At 30.0% G+C, this 19,807-nt stretch carries 18 protein-coding genes, 2 tRNA genes and 1 riboswitch; of the genes, 1 reads left to right on the top strand and 19 read right to left on the bottom strand.

Annotation, left to right across the window (positions count from 1 at the left end):
* Nucleotides 1-7: 7 nt before the first annotated feature.
* From WG951_RS07580 to WG951_RS07605, 6 genes are all read right to left on the bottom strand, one after another.
* Nucleotides 8-3,592, bottom strand: a complete 3,585-nt coding sequence (locus tag WG951_RS07580; protein ID WP_105050367.1) for a SusC/RagA family TonB-linked outer membrane protein — start codon at nucleotides 3,590-3,592, stop codon at nucleotides 8-10.
* A 149-nt stretch (nucleotides 3,593-3,741) separates the two neighbouring features.
* Nucleotides 3,742-4,881, bottom strand: a complete 1,140-nt coding sequence (locus WG951_RS07585) for a FecR family protein (protein WP_105050366.1) — start codon at nucleotides 4,879-4,881, stop codon at nucleotides 3,742-3,744.
* Between the two features lie 119 nt (nucleotides 4,882-5,000).
* The gene (locus tag WG951_RS07590; protein WP_105050365.1) at nucleotides 5,001-5,582 is read right to left on the bottom strand and encodes an RNA polymerase sigma-70 factor; all 582 of its coding nucleotides are present in this window, start codon (nucleotides 5,580-5,582) and stop codon (nucleotides 5,001-5,003) included.
* Nucleotides 5,583-5,906: 324 nt separating this feature from the next.
* Nucleotides 5,907-6,383 carry a hypothetical protein gene (locus tag WG951_RS07595; RefSeq protein ID WP_105050364.1) on the bottom strand — a complete coding sequence of 159 codons (477 nt, stop codon included), beginning with the start codon at nucleotides 6,381-6,383 and terminating at the stop codon, nucleotides 5,907-5,909.
* A gap of 186 nt (nucleotides 6,384-6,569) precedes the next feature.
* Nucleotides 6,570-8,120: a M56 family metallopeptidase gene (locus WG951_RS07600; RefSeq protein WP_105050363.1), complete on the bottom strand. Its 1,551-nt coding sequence runs from the start codon at nucleotides 8,118-8,120 to the stop codon at nucleotides 6,570-6,572.
* A 148-nt stretch (nucleotides 8,121-8,268) separates the two neighbouring features.
* The gene (locus tag WG951_RS07605) at nucleotides 8,269-8,631 is read right to left on the bottom strand and encodes a BlaI/MecI/CopY family transcriptional regulator (protein ID WP_105050362.1); all 363 of its coding nucleotides are present in this window, start codon (nucleotides 8,629-8,631) and stop codon (nucleotides 8,269-8,271) included.
* A 166-nt stretch (nucleotides 8,632-8,797) separates the two neighbouring features.
* Between WG951_RS07605 and WG951_RS07610 the strand changes: the two genes are divergently transcribed.
* Entirely contained in the window at nucleotides 8,798-9,298 is a 501-nt protein-coding gene (locus tag WG951_RS07610) for a DUF456 domain-containing protein (protein ID WP_105050361.1), read from the top strand.
* 223 nt (nucleotides 9,299-9,521) lie between these two features.
* Here WG951_RS07610 and rpsT read toward each other — a convergent pair whose 3' ends face one another.
* The 13 genes from rpsT to WG951_RS07675 form a co-directional block, all read right to left on the bottom strand.
* A complete protein-coding gene (gene rpsT, locus WG951_RS07615) occupies nucleotides 9,522-9,773 on the bottom strand; it encodes a 30S ribosomal protein S20 (RefSeq protein ID WP_105050360.1) in 252 nt (83 codons plus the stop codon).
* 37 nt (nucleotides 9,774-9,810) lie between these two features.
* A tRNA-Glu gene (locus WG951_RS07620) sits at nucleotides 9,811-9,882 on the bottom strand.
* 381 nt (nucleotides 9,883-10,263) lie between these two features.
* Nucleotides 10,264-10,337, bottom strand: a tRNA-Asp gene (locus tag WG951_RS07625).
* 64 nt (nucleotides 10,338-10,401) lie between these two features.
* Entirely contained in the window at nucleotides 10,402-11,322 is a 921-nt protein-coding gene (locus WG951_RS07630) for a DUF58 domain-containing protein (protein ID WP_105050359.1), read from the bottom strand.
* Nucleotides 11,323-11,479: 157 nt separating this feature from the next.
* The gene (gene trxA, locus WG951_RS07635; protein WP_036823499.1) at nucleotides 11,480-11,797 is read right to left on the bottom strand and encodes a thioredoxin; all 318 of its coding nucleotides are present in this window, start codon (nucleotides 11,795-11,797) and stop codon (nucleotides 11,480-11,482) included.
* 217 nt (nucleotides 11,798-12,014) lie between these two features.
* Nucleotides 12,015-12,971: a methylenetetrahydrofolate reductase [NAD(P)H] gene (metF, locus tag WG951_RS07640; RefSeq protein WP_105050358.1), complete on the bottom strand. Its 957-nt coding sequence runs from the start codon at nucleotides 12,969-12,971 to the stop codon at nucleotides 12,015-12,017.
* 280 nt (nucleotides 12,972-13,251) lie between these two features.
* Entirely contained in the window at nucleotides 13,252-13,488 is a 237-nt protein-coding gene (locus WG951_RS07645; protein WP_105050357.1) for a hypothetical protein, read from the bottom strand.
* A gap of 28 nt (nucleotides 13,489-13,516) precedes the next feature.
* On the bottom strand, nucleotides 13,517-16,192 hold the full coding sequence (gene metH / locus WG951_RS07650; protein WP_105050356.1) for a methionine synthase: 2,676 nt from the start codon (nucleotides 16,190-16,192) through the stop codon (nucleotides 13,517-13,519).
* Nucleotides 16,189-16,470, bottom strand: coding sequence for an antibiotic biosynthesis monooxygenase family protein (locus tag WG951_RS07655; RefSeq protein WP_105050355.1), 282 nt, complete (start codon nucleotides 16,468-16,470; stop codon nucleotides 16,189-16,191). Before WG951_RS07655 ends, metH begins: the two co-directional genes overlap by 4 nt.
* A gap of 11 nt (nucleotides 16,471-16,481) precedes the next feature.
* Nucleotides 16,482-17,480, bottom strand: a complete 999-nt coding sequence (locus WG951_RS07660) for a homocysteine S-methyltransferase family protein (protein ID WP_105050354.1) — start codon at nucleotides 17,478-17,480, stop codon at nucleotides 16,482-16,484.
* Nucleotides 17,481-17,527: 47 nt separating this feature from the next.
* Nucleotides 17,528-17,643: riboswitch (SAM riboswitch) on the bottom strand.
* Between the two features lie 71 nt (nucleotides 17,644-17,714).
* Entirely contained in the window at nucleotides 17,715-18,608 is an 894-nt protein-coding gene (cysM, locus tag WG951_RS07665) for a cysteine synthase CysM (protein WP_211296751.1), read from the bottom strand.
* Between the two features lies 1 nt (nucleotide 18,609).
* Nucleotides 18,610-19,368: a serine O-acetyltransferase EpsC gene (gene epsC / locus WG951_RS07670; RefSeq protein ID WP_105050352.1), complete on the bottom strand. Its 759-nt coding sequence runs from the start codon at nucleotides 19,366-19,368 to the stop codon at nucleotides 18,610-18,612.
* A gap of 9 nt (nucleotides 19,369-19,377) precedes the next feature.
* Complete coding sequence (locus WG951_RS07675) at nucleotides 19,378-19,707, bottom strand: 2Fe-2S iron-sulfur cluster-binding protein (protein WP_105050351.1); 330 nt, start codon at nucleotides 19,705-19,707, stop codon at nucleotides 19,378-19,380.
* Nucleotides 19,708-19,807 lie beyond the last annotated feature (100 nt).

Here is a 19,807-nt window from a genome sequence, read left to right on the forward strand (position 1 = left end):
ATTTATTTTATAGTCCAATATTTAAAGACATTGTAAACTGTCTAGTTATAGGTAAAGCAACACCACCTGTGCCATAAAATTCTGGATCTTGACCATTTAATTTATCATCTGAATACAATAAAAACAAGTTAGTTCCTTGAAATTTTATTTTTAAATGAGAAAGGCTTAGTTTATCTAATACATCTTTATTAAAACTATATCCTAAAGAAATACTTTTCATTCTTAAGAAATCTCCGTCTGCAACTCTTGCATCAGAAAAATTATAAGCATTATAAGCTCTAGATAAATCGCTACTATTGTAAATATTATTATCTCTAACATCTATAACTTTAGGAATATTGGTAACATTTTCATCACCAGGTAAAAGCCATCTATTTACACTACTTTTTGTAAATACATTTGTACCAGAATAAAAGTTATCTAAAGAAGGGTTTAACCTTACCACATTACCACCAGATCCTGTAATTAACATATTCAAATCCCAATTTTTATATTTAAATGAATTTGAAATACCCCCCGCTATGTTTGGTAACACAGAACCATTGTACACTAAATAATCTGTAATATTAGAACTGTCTTGAAAATCTACATCGGTAACAGGGTTATCTCCTTCTGGTAAAACAAATGTTGGAATACCGTCTGAATTTAATCCATCAAATTGAAAAGAAAATAAAGAATTATTTGGATATCCTTCTAACTGCCCTCCTTGTAAACCAACAACATCTATTACTCTAGGTGTATTTTGAAGTTTTGTTATTTTTTGATCGAAAAAAGAGAAATTAAAAGAAGAAGTCCAACTAAAATTATCTGTTTTTACGTTTGTTGATGTTAAAGCAAATTCGATACCTTTTTGAGTGGTATCAGAATTGTTTCCTCTTTTAACAAATTCACCTCCAATACCAGAAGTTCTTACAAAATCTATATTATCAAAAATATCTCTTTTATATACATCTGCTGTAAATTGAATTCTATTATTAAATAAACCTAAGTCTACACCAATATTTAATTCGTTTTGTTTTTCCCAAGTTAATTCTGAGTTTTCTAAATCTTGAATATCTAAATACGTTTCTCTTTCCGTAGGTGTTAATCTATCTGTAATTTCACTTCTAAAAATAGCCAAAGAGTTGGTAGCAGGACCAGGAGAAGCACTTAAACCATAAGAAGCTCTAAATTGCAAGTTATTAATAACGTCTGATTTTTGTATAAAATTCTCTTCAGTTGCATTCCATTTTGCACTTACAGTACCTGTAGGCAACCATCTAGATTTGGTGCTTCTACCTTGTCTGTTAGAGCCATCATATCTTCCTGTTAAAGAAAAAACATATTTGTTATTGTAAGTATAAGTTGTTCTACCAAAGAAAGCTACTGTTCTTTCTCTATCTCTTCCTAAGCCAAAATAGTTTCCTCCTTCTGCAATTACTTTTTCTAATAATCTAGCATCTGTAAATGGTACAAATCCATTTTCATATTGCAAACCATAGCCTGTAAAATTCTCGTTATTTCTATCTACATATCTTAATTCTTGACCTAATAAAGCATTAAAATCATGTTTTTCATTAAACTCTTTTTTTAACTGAAAACTATTTCTAACATAATAAGAGGTTAAACTGTTATCAAATTTACGATATAAACCTCCTTCTGGAAAAACAGGAACAGGAACTGCATCTAAATTATTTGGATCTCTATATAAAAAGATATTTGCATTTGCTATTACACTTGTTTCATCGGCATTATAAGCTTTAACAACATTAGAGTTTTCTCTAATTTGATGCTCTCTAACACTATTTACGTATCTAGCAGATGCATTTAAATCGTATGTAATATTATCTGATATTTTATAAGAAGCATCTAATTGAAAACGAATATCTTTTACATCTAAATCTAATGTGTTGTTTTCTAATTCTTCTAAAATATTAAACGGTGCCCAATTATTTGTGTAATATTCTAAATTACCATCATTATCTCTTGGTCTTAAAGCTCTAGAAGTATTTAATGCATAACTAAATGGATTAATATCAAAATTTCTACTAAACTGACCGTCTACAACATTGGCTTCTCTATTAAAAGAACCTGGTGCTTTTTGATTTCTAACAGAGGCAACTGTAGCAATTGATAAGTTAAACTTATCTGAAAAGTAAAATGTATTCTTTAAATTAGTTGTTATTCTAGATACTTTATCGGCAACAGACCACCCTGGATCGTGTAAAAAACCTATAGATGCATAAAAAGAATTGTTTTCTCCACCTCCTGTAAAGTTTAGTGTATGATTTTGCATTAAAGACTGTCTAAACAATTTTTTAAACCAATTGGTATTTGCTAATTCATAATCCTTTAAAAAAGCACTTCTTCCTTCTGCCGTATTTGGCACTCCAAAACCACCATTAGAATAGCTATTAATTTTCTTTTCTAGAATACCATAAACTCCAGAAAATCTAGAATTACCTACATCTGGTAATCTTAAATAACCTTGACTTCTTAAGCCTTCTAAAACACCAATGGTTTCTTTAGAGTCTAAAATATCGTATTGAGAATACGATGGAATATCTCTTACTGTTTGTTCTAAAGTATAACTTACTTTTAAAGGGCTCTCTCTTTTACCACTTTTAGTAGTTATAACTACAACTCCATTTCTTGCTCTTGCACCATAAATAGAGGTTGCAGAAGCATCTTTTAAAATATCTATTTTTTCTATATCTGTAGCATTTACACCTGCAATAGAAGAACTAATTAAAGTAGAAGCATCCCCAGAAGTTAAGGCATCTAAATCTTGCTCTACAATATCTTCTTGCACCACACCATCTATAACGTACAATGGGTTATTGTTACCAAAAACAGAAGAAGAACCTCTAATTGTAATTTGAGGTGCTGCACCAAAAGTTCCTGTAATATTCTGTACAACAACACCGGCTACTTTACCTTCTAACATTCTACTTACATCATTTATACCATCAATTTTTAAATCTGCCGACTTAATTGTTGTTGCTGCTCCTGTAAAACTTTTCTTGTTAATTTTATCGTAACCTGTTGTGATAACAATTTCTGCTAAGTTTTCTGATGATTCTTGTAAGATTACCTTTATTACAAACAAACTACCAACCACAACTTCTTTAGATTGAAAACCTAAAGATTGAAAAACCAATACATCTCCTTTAGAAGCTGGTATAGAAAATTCTCCATTAAAATCTGTAGCCGTACCAACACCTGTTGCTTTTACACGTACAGATGCTCCCATAACCGGCATGCCTTTATCATCAACTAAAACACCAGAAACTTTTTGTTGTACTGGTTTTTTCTTTAATAAAATTGAACCATTTTTATTAAATTGATAAATAACATTACTTGCTTCTAAACTTTTATCTAAAAGATCTTTTACAATAATAATACCCTTGTGTAAACTAACTTTAGGTAGTTTTTTAAAGATACTGTTTTCGTAAACAAACGTGTAATCTGTTTGCTTTTTAATTAAGTCAAAAACTTCCTCTACAGATATGGTTTTATCTGTGTCTATTTTAATTTTTGCGTTTTGAGAAACTCCCTCGCTGGGCACAAATGCAAACGAGATTGCGCAGAATAGGTATATGAACGTTTTCATAATAGTTGTTAATAGCTTTTTTCGCAACAGAAAAAAGTCTCCAATAAATTTAATTTCCATAAATTTGTTAAGTGTTTAATTATTAATAAGCATGAACCTAAGGAATTGTGGTTTTAATATTGTGAGAGATAGGTAAACCACGTTCCTTTTTATTTTCTAAATTTAATTTTTGTATTATTTATTTCATAAGTAATATCTGTTGTATTTATAATTGCATCTAAGACAGATTTTATATCTTGCTTTTTACTTAAAACTCCATTAAATCTTAAATCTTCTATTTTGTGATTTTCAAAAGAGATGTTAACATCATAACATCTAGAAAGTATTTTTGTGATTTCTAACAAAGAAGTATTCTCAAAATTAAAATACCCATTTACCCAATAAATTTTATCTTTTGCATCTACGTACTTCTTTTGCATTTCTAATGTTAAGACATTTAAAGTTATCTCTTGATTAGATTCTAAATACATTTTATGGTTTTTATTATTTTCTACAACTACCTTACCTTCTATTAATGTAGTAGTTATTAAATGATCATCTGGATATGCTTTTATATTAAAATGGGTTCCTAAAACAGATACTTTCTGTAAAGAATTTAAAACACTAAAGCCATCTCCAAAATTATTTTTACTTGATGAAACTTCAAAATAAGCTTCCCCATAAATTAACTCTACAGTTCTTGGTTGTCCCTTAATAAAGTTTACCGGATATTTAAGCTTAGATTCTGAATTTAACCACACTTTAGTTCCATCTGCCAAGGTTAAAGAAAATTCTCCTCCTTTTTTTGTTGTTAGGTAATTGTAGGTAATTTCAGGTTGAGTTGTAACTTCTTTAGATTCCTTTGTACTGTTTTTTTTGTATGCAATACTTTTATCATCACTTTTAAAAAGAGCATTTTCTATTTTATGATCATTAGAAAGAAGTATTTCTTTACCATCATCTAAAGTTAATATAGCCTTGTTACTGTAACCTGAATGAATAGTTGTTTTTGACGTTTTTACTTTTTTATTTAGTGGATTTAACAAATAAGATATTGAAAATAATAATGCAATTGAAGCTGCTGCCGCATAATATTTCCAAATTGTTTTTTTTGTGATTTTTGCTTTACCCTTTATTGCATTCCAATTCTTTTCTTTATCAAAAAGGTATTTTTCAGAATTCTTGTTTGCTTGTACACTTTTAAAATACGCTCTATGTTTTTCAGATTCTGAATACCATTTATCAAACTCTACGTTTTCTTCTTCAGAAAGCGTATTGTTTATCTTTTTTATTATTAAGAAAAATTCCATTTTAAAAATGTCTTTTTTTAAGTGTAATTATAATTTGTAATTAAATACTATACACTAAAGACAATGTAAAACTAAAAAAGGGTGACAAAAAAAGCAATAAATTTTAAAAAAAATTCAAATTAAACTAACATCAAGACAAAAACATTGATAAATATTAACCAAAAAAGCAAAATCACTAAAGAATCATTAATCTTTATTTTAGCTCTTTTTAACTGTGTTTTAACCGTATTTAGAGAAATATTTAGTTCTTCTGCAATTTCATTATACTTATAATCTTCTATAAACTTTAATTTAAAAATTTTTTGCATTTTTAATGGCATCTCATCTACAATTGCTAAAACCTTTAAATAAAGAGTATTGTTCTCTTCTGTAAAATTAAGTATTTCTACACGATCAATTAAAGACCTACTATACTCTATGTAATCTTGGTTATCAGTAATTTTTATAGCTTTTAAATGATTCAAACATCTATTTTTAACCATCACAAATAAGTAGGCTTTAAATGATGTTTTTATTTCTATTTTTTCTGAGTGTTCCCATATATAAACAAATACTTCTTGAACAACATCTTCACTAACTGAAAAATCTGATACATATCTATTAGCAAAAATTACTAAATCCTGAAAAAATAAATCGTAACATTTTTTAAAAGCAACGGTATCTTTCTTTTTTATTTGCGCTATTAAAAAATGGTTGTTCATAAAAATTATACTAATTTACTTATTTCTAAAAATACTTTTGTCTTATAAAACAAGAACTTATTCTTATTTTATAAGACAAAGAAGGTTAAAAAGAATTTTTATTACCGTAAATATAAAACATTAAATATAAATTAATTTAATGTTACCATAATTCTCATTTTGTAAAGCAATTATTACGAAACCGCTATATTTACTATATAAAAATCATTTAAAAAATAAATTATGCACTAAAAAAAAAGCATATCTATAAAAAAAATAGCTTTAAAATAAAGCTATTTTCTCTATATTAAAAAAATAACTAATTAATAATAAATTCTATCTTTTTTATTCTTTTAATTGAATTCTAATTGGCAACCTATATTTTGTAGTAACGGGGATACCTCTTTTGTTTGCAGGATAAATTTTGGGCAATTTCTCTACACATGCCTTAAGTAAACTATCTAGTTTGGGCAATTCTCTTTTTATGGTATCTGAAGACTGAATAGCACCTAACAAGAAAACTCCTTCTGCATTTATAACTAAATCAACATAAATAATTTCATCAATAGACTCCTTGATAGACAATGAGTTTTTTTGCAACTCCGAACCTATTTTCTGATGAATGGTTGTTCTAAAACAATCCATTTTTTCTTGTTTATCAATAATCGCATCACAAGTTTTAAAAGAAGGAAAAGTATCTACCGAAGAAAAATCTACAATAGTATCTAAATCTACTGTATTTTTATCCTTTGGAGGACAAATTAAATCACACGAAGTGATAAAAACCAACATTAGTAAAAAAGATAAACCCCTTAAAAACATACTTTTATTTAGAGTGTGAATTTACTAAATTTTGTCGACTTGTGTTCTAAACTTTTTAGACAGAAAAATAAAGCCCTTTTTTAGTTTTAAAACAACTTATATTTAAAATAAAAAAGCCGAAGCTTACACCTCGACTTTAACTATTTCAAATAATTATACACTTAATTTTTCCTTTTCATAGATGTATTAATTTACTATTATTGAAACCGGAATTGAATATTTTACACCTACTCTTTTACCATCTTGTTCACCAGGAATCATTTTAGGCAACGTATTCATTACCCCAATAACTTCTTCCTTAAGATCTTTATGTGGTGCTCTTACATTTACATCTACTACATTCCCCTCTTTATCAATTTTAAAACCTATAAAAATCCTTTTCTTCCCTGCTTTTAAACCCAATTGATTTGGTAAATCTGCATTAAAATTTCTTGTAAAATGTTTTCTAACCATTATAGAAAAACAATCTTTATCACCAGATTCACAACCTGGAAAAGTTGGTACTTTATCTATAGCCATAAATGAAACTTCTTCCGTTTCTACCAATTGTTCCTCACTATTTCTTGGCATTTTAGAAAAATCAAGAATGGTTGCTAAAGTTTTTCTTCCATTTTTCTTTTTATAAATCTTATGTTTATACATGGTAGAATATTTTTCATTCTTTACAGAATTAAATCTATTCATAATTTCATCGTATTCCTCTCTTTCTTCAACAGTAAGGTCACTCACACTAACTTCTACTCCTTCAGGAATTCTAGATCCAAAATAAGAATCCAAATAAGTTTCATTTTTACCCTTTGTAGCAGTTACACCATCCTTCATTTCAAAGTATCTAGTTTGCAACTCTTTTTTTACAACAACATCTTCCTTTACTTCATTTTCTACACAAGAAGTGTAAAATAACATACTCGCCAATACCGGAATTAACACCAAATACTTTAACTGATTCATTTTTTTTGATTGTGTCTTTTTCATCATAATAATTCTTTTTTTGATTAAGGTTTTTTTATAAAATTGGTTCACAAAGGCAATGTTTTCAACTTGAAAAAAGTTGGATAATAAGTTATTGATATAAATTTCTTTTGTTTCAGACTTTGCAGCTACTTCGTCAGAAATATACTCGTGAATGAGTGTTATTCTCTTTTGATAAATAAAAATCATTGGGTTAAACCACATTAGGATTTTTAAAAATTCGAAGAATAATAAATCCAAAGAATGCTTTTGCTTACTGTGCACCAATTCGTGTGCAATAATTTGTGCTTGTTGAGACTTTGGAATTTCTTTTCCTATAAAGATAAAGTTGAAAAAAGAAAATGCTTTGGTTTGATTTGGTATTAGAACTAAAGTGTGATTCGCTTTTTTTACAAGTTCGCTTCTTCTAATTAGGTTTGTTATTTTAAACAATTTTATTAAAAAAAGCATCAAAAAAATACTGAATCCAAACCAAAATAAAAGGTGTGCATAATTTATAGATTGATACAAACTCGTTTCTTGAATAACATCCTGAATAACTTTTTCTGGTGATAAAACAATTTCTGGTAAATAAATAATAAACTCTTCTGGAACCGCTTTTTGAAACGTCGGAATTTTAATAAAGGGTAAAATAAAAGATACAATGGGTGTACTAATTAAATACCATCTGTTTTTTGTAAAAAAGGTTTCTTTACTTAAAAAGAAATCATAAATAGCCAAAAATAATACTTGAAATAATATGACTTGTAGAATATAATTTATCATAGCTTTTTTTTAATGTCATTTCGAAATGAGTCTTTTTAGACGATTGAGAAATCTAAAATGAGATTCCTCTTCGTATCTCATCAGAATGACAGGTTTTGTAAACTGCAAACTGTGACGAAATACTGCCAACTGAATACTGAAAGACTGCCTACTTTTTCTTATTCACTTCCTTTAAAATAGATTCTAATTCCGCAACATCCATTTTATTTTCTTTCACAAAAAAGGAAACCATACTTTTAAAAGAACCATCAAAATAACCGTTCATTAATTTGTGTAAACTCTGGTTGCTATATGCTTCTTTTTCTATTATTGGAAAATATAAAAAACCTCTTCCAACTGGTTTATGATCTACAAATTCCTTCGTTTCTAAAATTCTAACAATGGTAGAAACGGTATTATATGCAGGTTTGGGTTCTGGTAATTTATCTATCACTTCTTTTACAGATGCTTCTTGTAAATCCCATAAGACTTGCATAATCTGCTCTTCTGCTTTTGTTAATTGTTTGCTCATAATTATAACTAAGTTTTTAGTTCAATAATGCAAATATAACTAAATATTTAGTTTAAACTAATTTTATAGTTAATAATATTTGTAACAAAACTTAACTATAATCGTCTTATAATTAGAAAACTGTAATGTTTATAGACAATAAACCAGTATAATTATTAAAATTTTTATGGATATATTTTTATTGCTACTAGGCTTCCTTTTTGTTTGCTTAGGCATTATTGGGGCTTTTTTACCCGTCTTACCCGGACCTTTAACAAGTTGGGTAGGCTTACTTTTATTACATTCCACTAAAATAATTCCGATGGATTGGACTTTTTTAGGAATTACTTTAGCCGTTGCCATTCTAATTTGGATTCTCGATTACTTTATACCAGGAATGGGCACAAAACGTTTTGGCGGCACAAAATATGGGGTTTACGGTACTACCATTGGTTTATTTGTCGGTTTGTTCTCTCCTATTCCATTCGGAATGTTAATTGGTGCTTTTTTGGGTGCCTTTATAGGAGAATTACTTTATGATAGCAAAGACACAAACCGAGCATTAAAAGCTTCTTTTGGTGCATTTCTTGGTTTTTTAGCTTCAGCTACTATTAAATTTTCTATTGCAGCCATCTATTTTGTGCTATTTATAATTCAGTTTTGGAAATATAAGAGTATTTTCTTTTAGTGCTATTTCCATTTTTAAAAAATTATCAATTTTACAGAAATTAAGAGATTTCTAAGAAGTAAGCTAGTAAGCTATAAAAATAAAGCAACCTTAAATGTTTTCTATAAATAGGATAAAAAACAAGTTTTACTTTTCTACCTAAATGAAGTCGAATCATATAATTTTAAACAAAAAAAAGCTCTGAATATAAATTCAGAGCTTTAAATTTTAAACTAATAAAATCTTACATTGCAGCAACGTGCTTTGTTAATTTAGATTTTAAATTAGCTGCTTTATTTTTATGTATAATGTTATTCTTAGCCAACTTGTCTAACATAGATATAACCTTACCTAATTTAGTTTCAGCATCAGCTTTATCTTCTACAGAACGTAAGTCTCTTACAGCATTACGAGTAGTTTTATGCTGATATTTGTTACGTAACCTTTTAGCTTCGTTACTTCTAATTCTCTTTAATGCTGACTGATGATTTGCCATAATTCTTAACTTATTAGTTTTTTATATTAAAACTTTGTAGTCCGTACGGGAATCGAACCCGTGTTACATGGATGAAAACCATGCGTCCTAACCCCTAGACGAACGGACCATAACAATTAAAATTTATAATTGCGCGTGCAAATATACAATGTTTTTTAATTCTTGCAAGAAAACATTCTAAAACATCGCTATTTTATTTAATAAAAATAATAAAACAAAATATCCCATACACAAAAAAAACACACAAAATACTCATTATCAGGTGGTAAGGTTGTTTTTAACTTAATTTTTTTTAAAAAAATAAATTGTTTTTTTTCTAAAAAATCACACATGAATATTAAGTTTAACCTAATAGATTAAGAAAGTCGTTTAAAATTAATCTTCATGTAAAAGAAAATTGTATTTAAAAAAAACAAAGAAAGTAAAACCTATAATTATTTAAAATAGATATATAAACAAAAAAAGCACCTCATAAATGAAGTGCTTTTCGCGGTCTGGACGGGACTCGAACCCGCGACCCCCTGCGTGACAGGCAGGTATTCTAACCAGCTGAACTACCAGACCGTTGCTTTTAGCGGTTGCAAATATACAATGTATTTTTACATACACAACATAAAATAAGAAAAAATTAATTATTTTTTTTTCTACTTATTAAATAAGCCGTTAAAATAGCATTATAGCCTGTATGAATATCTACCGGCACATAATCAATTTTATATTGTAAACATTTATTTTTCAACTCATTAAAATAAGTATCAACTAATTCTTTATATTTTTCCCGAACGTTTTCGGCATACACGTTAATCTCCTCTCCTGTTTCAACATCCATAAACTTTTTAGGAACATTATCAAAATTGAAGTTGTATTCTGTTTCCCCATCATAGGTATGAAACAAAATAACTTCGTGTTTGTTATATTTAAGGTGTTTTAAAGCTTCAAAAAGAATCTCATTATCTTTATAGGGCTGAAACATATCTGTAAAAACAAAAATTAATGAGCGCCTGTGTATCTTCTCTGCTATTTCATGCAAATATTTATAAGTTTCCGTAGATGTGCTAGATTTAGAAACTAATAATTGCTCTAATTGATGTAATAACATTTTTCTATGGCGCTCACTTCCTTTTTCTGGCGCATAGTACTCATAGGTATCAGCATAAATACTTAAACCAACAGCATCTCTTTGTCTTTTTAAAATTTCCATTAAAGACGCTGCTGCTATTGCAGAAAAACCAATTTTATTTAAAGAGTCTACCGTTTGCTTTTTAACAATAGGATAATGCATAGATGCAGAATTATCTATAATGATATGACATCTTAAATTGGTTTCTTCTTCATACTTTTTGGTATATAACTTCTCTGTTTTAGCAAATAATTTCCAATCTATATGCCGTGTACTTTCTCCTTTATTGTATAATTTATGCTCAGAAAACTCTACAGAAAACCCATGAAACGGACTTTTATGAATTCCGGTTACAAAACCTTCTACCACTTGCTTTGCCAACAAGTCTAGATTTTTAATTTCTGACGACTTTACTTCGGATAAATTCATATTTGCTTTAATATTTTAAGCTCTTCTTAAATTATCTGTAATCGCTTTTACTAATCAAGAACAAATCTTCTAAATACAATAATTACGAAACACCTAAAATAAAAAAAGGTTTGACGTTAGCCAAACCTTTATCTTATTAAAAAATGAATACTACTAATTATATAGCCGCATCAATTTTACCTGTATATACATTTTTAGGCGCAACACCTACTTGCTTATCTACAACCTCTCCGTTTTTAAAGATTAAAACAGTTGGTATGTTACGTACTCCATATTTTGCTGCAAATTCTTGGTTAGCATCAACATCAACTTTACCTACAATAGCTTTTCCTTCATACTCAGCATGAATTTCATCAACAATTGGTCCTACCATTCTACATGGTCCACACCAAGCTGCCCAAAAATCTACCAATACTGGTTTATCAGATTTTAATACTAATTCGTCAAAGTTTGCGTCTGTTATTTCTAATGCCATTTTTATATTTTTAAATTGTTATTTCTGTTTTGAGTTACAAAAGTAATCATTTTATTTACTTTCTTGTTTTCAAAAAAATTACTTTTTCTTATTTGTCTATAAATAGTACTTATCTTAAAAATAAAAAATTCATTAAAAAGCGACTAATACATGCCTTTTTTTTAATGAATTCTTATTTTAATATTTTCTTTTTTAAAAGAAAAACAATTTTTTATTTTTAAAATAATTCCGATGCGATTGCCTGTATATTATCACTCTTCCCCATAGAATAATAGTGTAAAACGGGCACTCCTGCTGCTAATAATTCTTTAGATTGTTGTATTGCAAACTCAATACCAACCTGTCTTACCGCTTTATTATCCTTACAACCATCTACAGCGTCTATTAAATCTTGTGGTAAATCTATTTTAAAAACTTGTGGTAAAACTTGTAAATGCCTTTTAACCGCTAAAGGTTTAATACCCGGAATAATAGGAACATTAATCCCCATTTCTCTAGCTGCTTTTACAAACTCGAAATATTTGTTATTATCAAAAAACATTTGCGTTACCACATAATCTGCACCTGCATCTACTTTTTCTTTTAAACGTCTTAAATCTGACACTAAAGAAGGTGCTTCCATGTGCTTTTCTGGATACCCAGCAACACCAATACAAAAATCAGAATAATGTTCTACAAGCACATCATCATGTAAATATTGCCCTCTATTTAAGTTTGCAATTTGACCTACCAATTCTGTTGCAAAAGCATTTCCTCCTTTTACAGGTTTAAAATACGGCTCATCTTTCATAGAATCGCCACGCAACGCCATTACATTATCCAATCCTAAATAATGACAATCTACCAAAACATACTCTGTTTCTTCTTTTGTAAAACCTCCACACAATAAATGCGGAATAGCATCTACCTGATACTTGTGCATAATAGAAGCACAAATACCCACAGTACCAGGACGCATTCTTGTAATTCTCTTATCTAAAAGTCCGTTTCCTTTGTCTAAATACACGTACTCTTCTCTCGACGTGGTTACGTCTATAAAAGGTGGTTTAAATTCCATTAAAGGATCTATATTGTTATATAAATCTTGAATATTTTTTCCTTTTTGTGGCGGAATTACTTCAAAAGAAAATAACGTTTTTCCGTTTGCATTTTTAATGTGATCTGTAACTTTCATTTATGCTGAATTTATTTCAGTATTTAATAGAAGTAAGCAACAACTAATGCAGAAAACGATAACAATAAAAACTGTAGAAGGAATTTTAATTCTATTCTATATCTTTTCATTTCTTAAATTTTCCGCAAAAATGTACTTTCCTATTGTATTATTTATTGATTTAAATGTAACAAATTGTTAATTTAATGTTTTATTCATTTTTTGGGCGTTACCACAAGGGTCGCGCTTTACACTATATCTTTTTTTAAACAAAAAAAGGATGCCGTTTCAATCGCTAACGCTACCTATTTAGTAGTTTTTTCACATCTTCAAAATCTTCTTTATACTCCCAATATATCCATCTTCCATCTACATAATCCGTTAAGATATATTTTTCGCTTAAAGATTTAATTCGTGATGTTGCTATTAATTTCTTTCCAAATTTCTCCGCAACAACATGCGTCATTATCTCTTTGTTATTTTTATCATAACCATGAGAAATAACATAACTGCCTAAATGTAACTCTATAAAACTCATACTTTATCTATTAAAAGAAGAACTAACTTTATTCTTCTGCTAAAATAGGGTGTAACCATTTTCTAGCCTTTTCTTTTGTAATTCCTTTTCTTGTAAAATAATCTGTTACCTGATCATCTGTAATTTTACCCAAACCAAAATACTTAGATTCTTTATTGGCAAAATAATAACCAGAAACAGCAGCTCCAGGCCACATTGCCATACTTTCTGTTAAAGTAACACCAATATTTTCTTCTACTTTTAACAGCTCCCAAATCGTTTCTTTTTCTAAATGATCTGGGCAAGCAGGATATCCTGGTGCAGGTCTAATTCCTTTATAACTTTCTTTTATTAAATCGTCATTTGTTAAACCTTCATCAATATCATATCCCCAATGTTTGGTTCTTACTTGCTTATGTAAATATTCTGCCATGGCTTCTGCAAAACGATCTGCAATGGCTTGTGCCATAATTGCGTTATAATCGTCTTCTTTTGCTCTATAGCTTTCTGCTAATTCTTGTGCACCAAAAATACCCACACAAAAGGCCCCCATATAATCTGTTTTACCAGTTTCTTTTGGGGCAACAAAATCTGCCAAAGCATGATTTGGAATTCCTTCTCTTTTCTTTAATTGTTGACGTAAGGTTCTAAAGATTGCTATTTCCTCTCCTTTTTTCTGAATAGAAATATCATCGTCATTTATAGAATTTGCCTCAAACAATCCAAAAATTCCTTTAGGTTTTAACAATTGTTTTGCTATGATTTCTTTAATCATTTCTTGGGCTTCGGTATACATAATGGTAGCCTGCTCTCCAACAACTTTATCTGTTAAAATATCTGGAAATTTACCATGTAAATCCCAACTTCTAAAAAACGGACTCCAATCTATAAATGGCAATAATTCTTTTAAACTTAGTTGTTTTAAAACCTGAATCCCTAATTCTCTAGGTTTTACAATTTCTGAAGTTTCCCAATCAATTTTATATTTTCTCTTACGTGCTTCTGTTATAGAAATATAAGATTTTTCTTTACCTCGTTTTAAAAACTTAGTTCTAAACTCATCATAATCTTTCTTTAACTTCGCAGTATATAAATGGCTCGATTTCTTATTTAACAAATCTCCCACTACCGTTACTGCTCTAGAAGCATCATTTACATGTACAACCGCATTGCTATATTGTGTATCAATCTTAACTGCCGTGTGTGCTTTAGAGGTTGTTGCACCTCCAATTAACAACGGTAAAACAAAATTTTGACGTTGCATTTCTTTTGCTAAATACACCATTTCATCTAACGAAGGCGTAATTAAACCAGATAAACCAATAGCATCAACACGTTCGCTAATGGCCATTTCTATAATTTTTTCTGGCGGAACCATTACTCCTAAATCTACAATTTCGTAGTTATTACACGCCAAAACAACACTTACAATATTTTTACCAATATCATGCACATCACCTTTTACAGTGGCCATTAATATTTTACCAACCGGCTCTTGCTTGTCTCCTTTTTCTGCTTCTATAAACGGATTTAAATATCCTACTGCTTTTTTCATTACACGAGCAGATTTTACTACTTGTGGCAAAAACATTTTTCCTGCTCCAAATAAATCACCAACCACATTCATACCAATCATTAAATGCCCTTCTATAACATCAATTGGTTTTTCTGCTTCTTGTCTTGCGGTTTCTATATCTTCAATAATAAAAGCATCAATACCTTTTACTAAAGCATGTGTAATTCTATCTTGTAAAGGGTTTTCTCTCCAAGATAAATCAACCGTTTTTTCTACTTTAGATCCTTTTACTGTTTCAGCAAAATCTAACAAACGCTCAGTAGCATCTTCTCTTCTATCAAGAATTACATCTTCTACACGTTCTAATAAATCTTTAGGAATGTTATCATACACTTCTAAAAGTGCAGGGTTTACAATACCTATATTCATACCCGCCTGAATAGCATAATACAAGAAAACAGAATGCATTGCTTCTCGTACTCCATCATTTCCTCTAAAAGAAAAAGACACGTTACTTACACCACCACTTACACTTGCATTGGGTAAATTTTCTCTTACCCAACGTGTTGCTTCAATAAAATCGATGGCATTTCGTCTGTGTTCATCCATCCCTGTAGCAACCGGAAATATATTTAAATCGAAAATAATATCTTCGCTAGGAAAACCTACTTCGTCTACTAAAATATCGTACGATTTTTTAGCAATTTCTATTCTACGTTCATAATTATCTGCCTGTCCTTCTGCATCAAAAGCCATTACAATTACGGCTGCTCCGTAACGTTTTATTTGTTTTGCCTCCCAAACAAATTTTTCTTTTCCTTCTTTAAGTGATATCGAATTTACAACACATTTACCTTGTACAACTTGCAAACCTGCTTCTATGATTTCCCATTTAGAACTATCAATCATAATTGGCACTCTACAAATATCTGGTTCTGCTGCAATTAAGTTTAAAAAACGAACCATTGCCTCTTTTCCATCAATTAAACCGTCATCAAAATTGATGTCGATAATTTGCGCACCACCATCTACTTGGTGTCTTGCAATATCTAACGCTTCATCAAATTGTTCGTTTTTTATCAATCTTAAAAACTTACGAGAACCGGCTACATTTGTACGTTCTCCTACGTTTATAAAATTGCTACTTTCGTTTAGAATTAATGGTTCTAAACCAGACAATTTCATGTATTTTGTTTGTTTCACTTTCATATATAATGTTCTACTGTTGGAAAAGGTTTATAAAAATGATGTAATAACTCTTTCCATTTTTGATATTCGTTAGATTTTCTAAAACCGTCTTCGTGATCTTCAATTGTTTCCCAGTTTACGAGTAAGATAAATTTATTTTCTTGCTCAACACATTTTTTTAACTGATGAGAAACATATCCTTTCTGAGTACTAATAACCTTTTCCGCTTGCTTAAAAGCCGCTTCAAAGTCTTTAGACAATCCTTCTTTTATATTTAAAATTGCTACTTCTAGTACCACTTTAATTTAAATTACAAACCACCTACTACTCTAGGTTTATATTTTGCTGCAATATTTGCAATCACTCTAATATGTTCTGGTGATGTACCACAACAACCACCAATAATATTAATTAAATCTTTCTTTAAATATTCTTCTATTTGTTCGCCCATTTCTTCTGGAGTTTCATCATATTCTCCAAAAGCATTTGGTAAACCAGCATTTGGATGTGCTGAAATAGCAAAATCTGTTTTATTTGCGATTGCTTGTAAATGAGGTTGCAATAAATTGGCTCCTAAAGCACAATTAAATCCTACAGATAATAATGGAATATGAGAAACCGATATTAAAAATGCTTCGGCTGTTTGACCAGATAACGTTCTACCAGAAGCGTCTGTAATGGTACCACTCAGCATAATTGGAACCTCTATATTTCTTTCTTCTTTTACTTGTTCTATGGCAAATAAAGCTGCTTTTGCATTTAATGTATCAAATACCGTTTCTACTAATAACAAATCTGCGCCACCATCTAACAAAGCTTCTGTTTGTTGTTTGTAAGCAATTCTTAACTCATCAAAAGTAACCGCTCGGTAACCTGGGTCATTTACATCTGGAGACATACTAGCAGTTCTATTCGTTGGCCCAATAGAACCTGCTACAAAACGTGGTTTGTGCGGCTCTTTTGCTGTAAATGCATCTGCTACTTCTTTAGCTATTTTTGCAGATTGATAATTTAATTCATATACCAAATCTTCCATTTGATAATCTGCCATTGCTATGGTAGTACCAGAAAAAGTATTGGTTTCTACAATATCTGCACCAGCTTCAAAATACTTACCATGAATGGTTTTTATTGCTTCTGGTTGCGTAATAGACAGCAAGTCGTTATTACCTTGTAAAGGTGTTGGATAGTCTTTAAAGCGTTCTCCTCTAAAATCTTCTTCAGTAAATTTATAAGCTTGTAGCATGGTTCCCATGGCACCATCTAACACTAAAATTCGTTCTTGTAAAGCTTTGTATATATTTGACATTTTTTGATATTTTTATCAATATGTCATCAGGAAAGGTAATTTTTTCGCTGTTATCTGTCTTTTAATTTTTAAAAACTAAAAGTAGAATGTAGCACCTTTCTCAAGATATGAGAGGTTGCCAAGGCTTCAGCGGGTCTAATCCCTCTGCCTTTCGTGATAACGTATCAATAAGTTTATGAACTGAACTGCAAATAAAAGGAATATTTTTTTATTTGCAGAATCTATTTGTAAAATCTACTCTTTTTCGAATAAAGTTGATGATAAATAACGATCTCCTCTATCGCAAATAATTGCTACAACTACACCTTTATCTATTGAATTTGCTACTTTTAATGCCGTTGCAACCGCACCACCACTACTCATTCCTGCAAAAATGCCTTCTTCTTCTGCTAAACGATGTGTTGCTTCTATAGCTTCTTCTTCACTAACCTCTAATACTTGATCTATTTTTTTAGGTTTAAAAATGGCTGGTAAATATTCTTGTGGCCATTTTCTAATGCCTGGTATTTTTGCACCATCTTTTGGCTGTACACCAATAATGGTAATATTTTTGTTTTGTTCTTTTAAATAATCAGAAACACCAGTAATGGTTCCGGTAGTTCCCATAGCAGACACAAAATGTGTTACTTCTCCTTCTGTATCTCTCCAAATTTCTGGCCCTGTTGTATTGTAATGTGCCTTTGGATTATCAAAATTATCAAACTGATTTAAACGAAAATATCCTTTCTTATACTTTAACTTTAGAGCATAGTCAATTGCTCCTTCAATACCTTTATCTGCTGGAGTTAAAATTACTTTTGCTCCGTAAGCACGCATAGTTTGTACTCTTTCTTTGGTAGAATTTTCAGGCATGGTAATAACCATATTTACACCTAAAACCTTTGCCATTAAAGCCAATGCAATACCCGTGTTTCCACTTGTTGCTTCTACTAAAGTATCTCCTTTCTTTATATTTTTTCTTTTAATTGCTTCAGAAATCATATAATAAGCAGCTCTATCTTTAACACTTCCACCTGGGTTGTTCCCTTCTAGTTTTAATAATAAAGTAACACCTTCTTTTTTAAAGATATTTCTAGCTTCTACAAGTGGTGTATTTCCAACAAAATCTATGATACTTTTAGTCTTCATCTTACTTTCTTTTTTGAAAAATATTATTTTCCGATTCTACTGTAACTACAGAATTTTCTACAACCGATTCTGTAATGCAAACATTTGCTCCAATAACAGAATTCTTACCAATAACAACATCTCCTCCTAAAATAGTTGCATTTGCGTAAATAACAACACCACTTTCTATGGTTGGATGTCTTTTGGTGGATGCTAAACTCTTCTTAACCTGGATACCTCCTAAAGTTACTCCTTGAAAAATCTGAACATTTTCTTTAATATGCGTTGTTTCTCCAATAACAATACCTGTTGCATGATCTATAAAGAACGAATCTCCTATTTCTGCACCTGGATGAATGTCTGTACCTGTTGTACTATGAGCAAACTCACTCATCATTCTTGGTAATACCGGTACTTCTTGTTTTAATAATTGGTGACTTAAACGATGTACTGCAATGGCATAAAAACCTGGATACGCTAAATACACTTCTTCTAAACTTTTTGCAGCAGGATCATTTTTTTCTGCAGCAATTGCGTCTAAATCTAATCTTTGTCTAATTTCTACAAAAGAATTTTCGAAAGTAGCCCAAATATCTTCACCATTTTCAATGGATAATCGCTCTAAAATTTTTAGAAATCTATGTTTTGTTTGCGCACCTTTTTCCGCCAAATGATTTGCATCAAATAAATTATTGATAATATCTTTGGTAAACGTTTCTACAGCATCTCTTAAACACATGCTGTAATCTTTAAACACTATTTTTTCTTCTGTTTGCTTCATTCTTAGCCCTTAAATTTCTGGAGCTAATGTAACTTCCAATCCTTCCATTTCTGGTGTCATTTGTATCTGACAGCCTAATCTACTATTGTCTTCTACATTAAATGCTTCTGCTAACATAGCATCTTCATCATCTGTCATTTCTGGCAATTCATGATCTGAATTTACGTAACACTGGCAAGAAGCACACATAGCCATTCCACCACAAATACCAATAGTACCCTCTTCTGCTAATTCGTAAGAACGAACCACTTCCATAAGATTCATTGCCATATCTGTAGGCGCAACAACATCATGCGTTACACCATTTCTATCAGTTATTTTTATATTGATGTCTTGCATCTACTCTTTTATTTTAAATATTCTTTCTGCAAAGTTACGTAAACCAAACAAAAATTAGTGATAACTAAAAAGGATTTAAATTCTGAAAACCTTTTTTACA

Source organism: Polaribacter butkevichii (assembly GCF_038024105.1).
In the GTDB taxonomy this organism is placed as follows: domain Bacteria; phylum Bacteroidota; class Bacteroidia; order Flavobacteriales; family Flavobacteriaceae; genus Polaribacter; species Polaribacter butkevichii.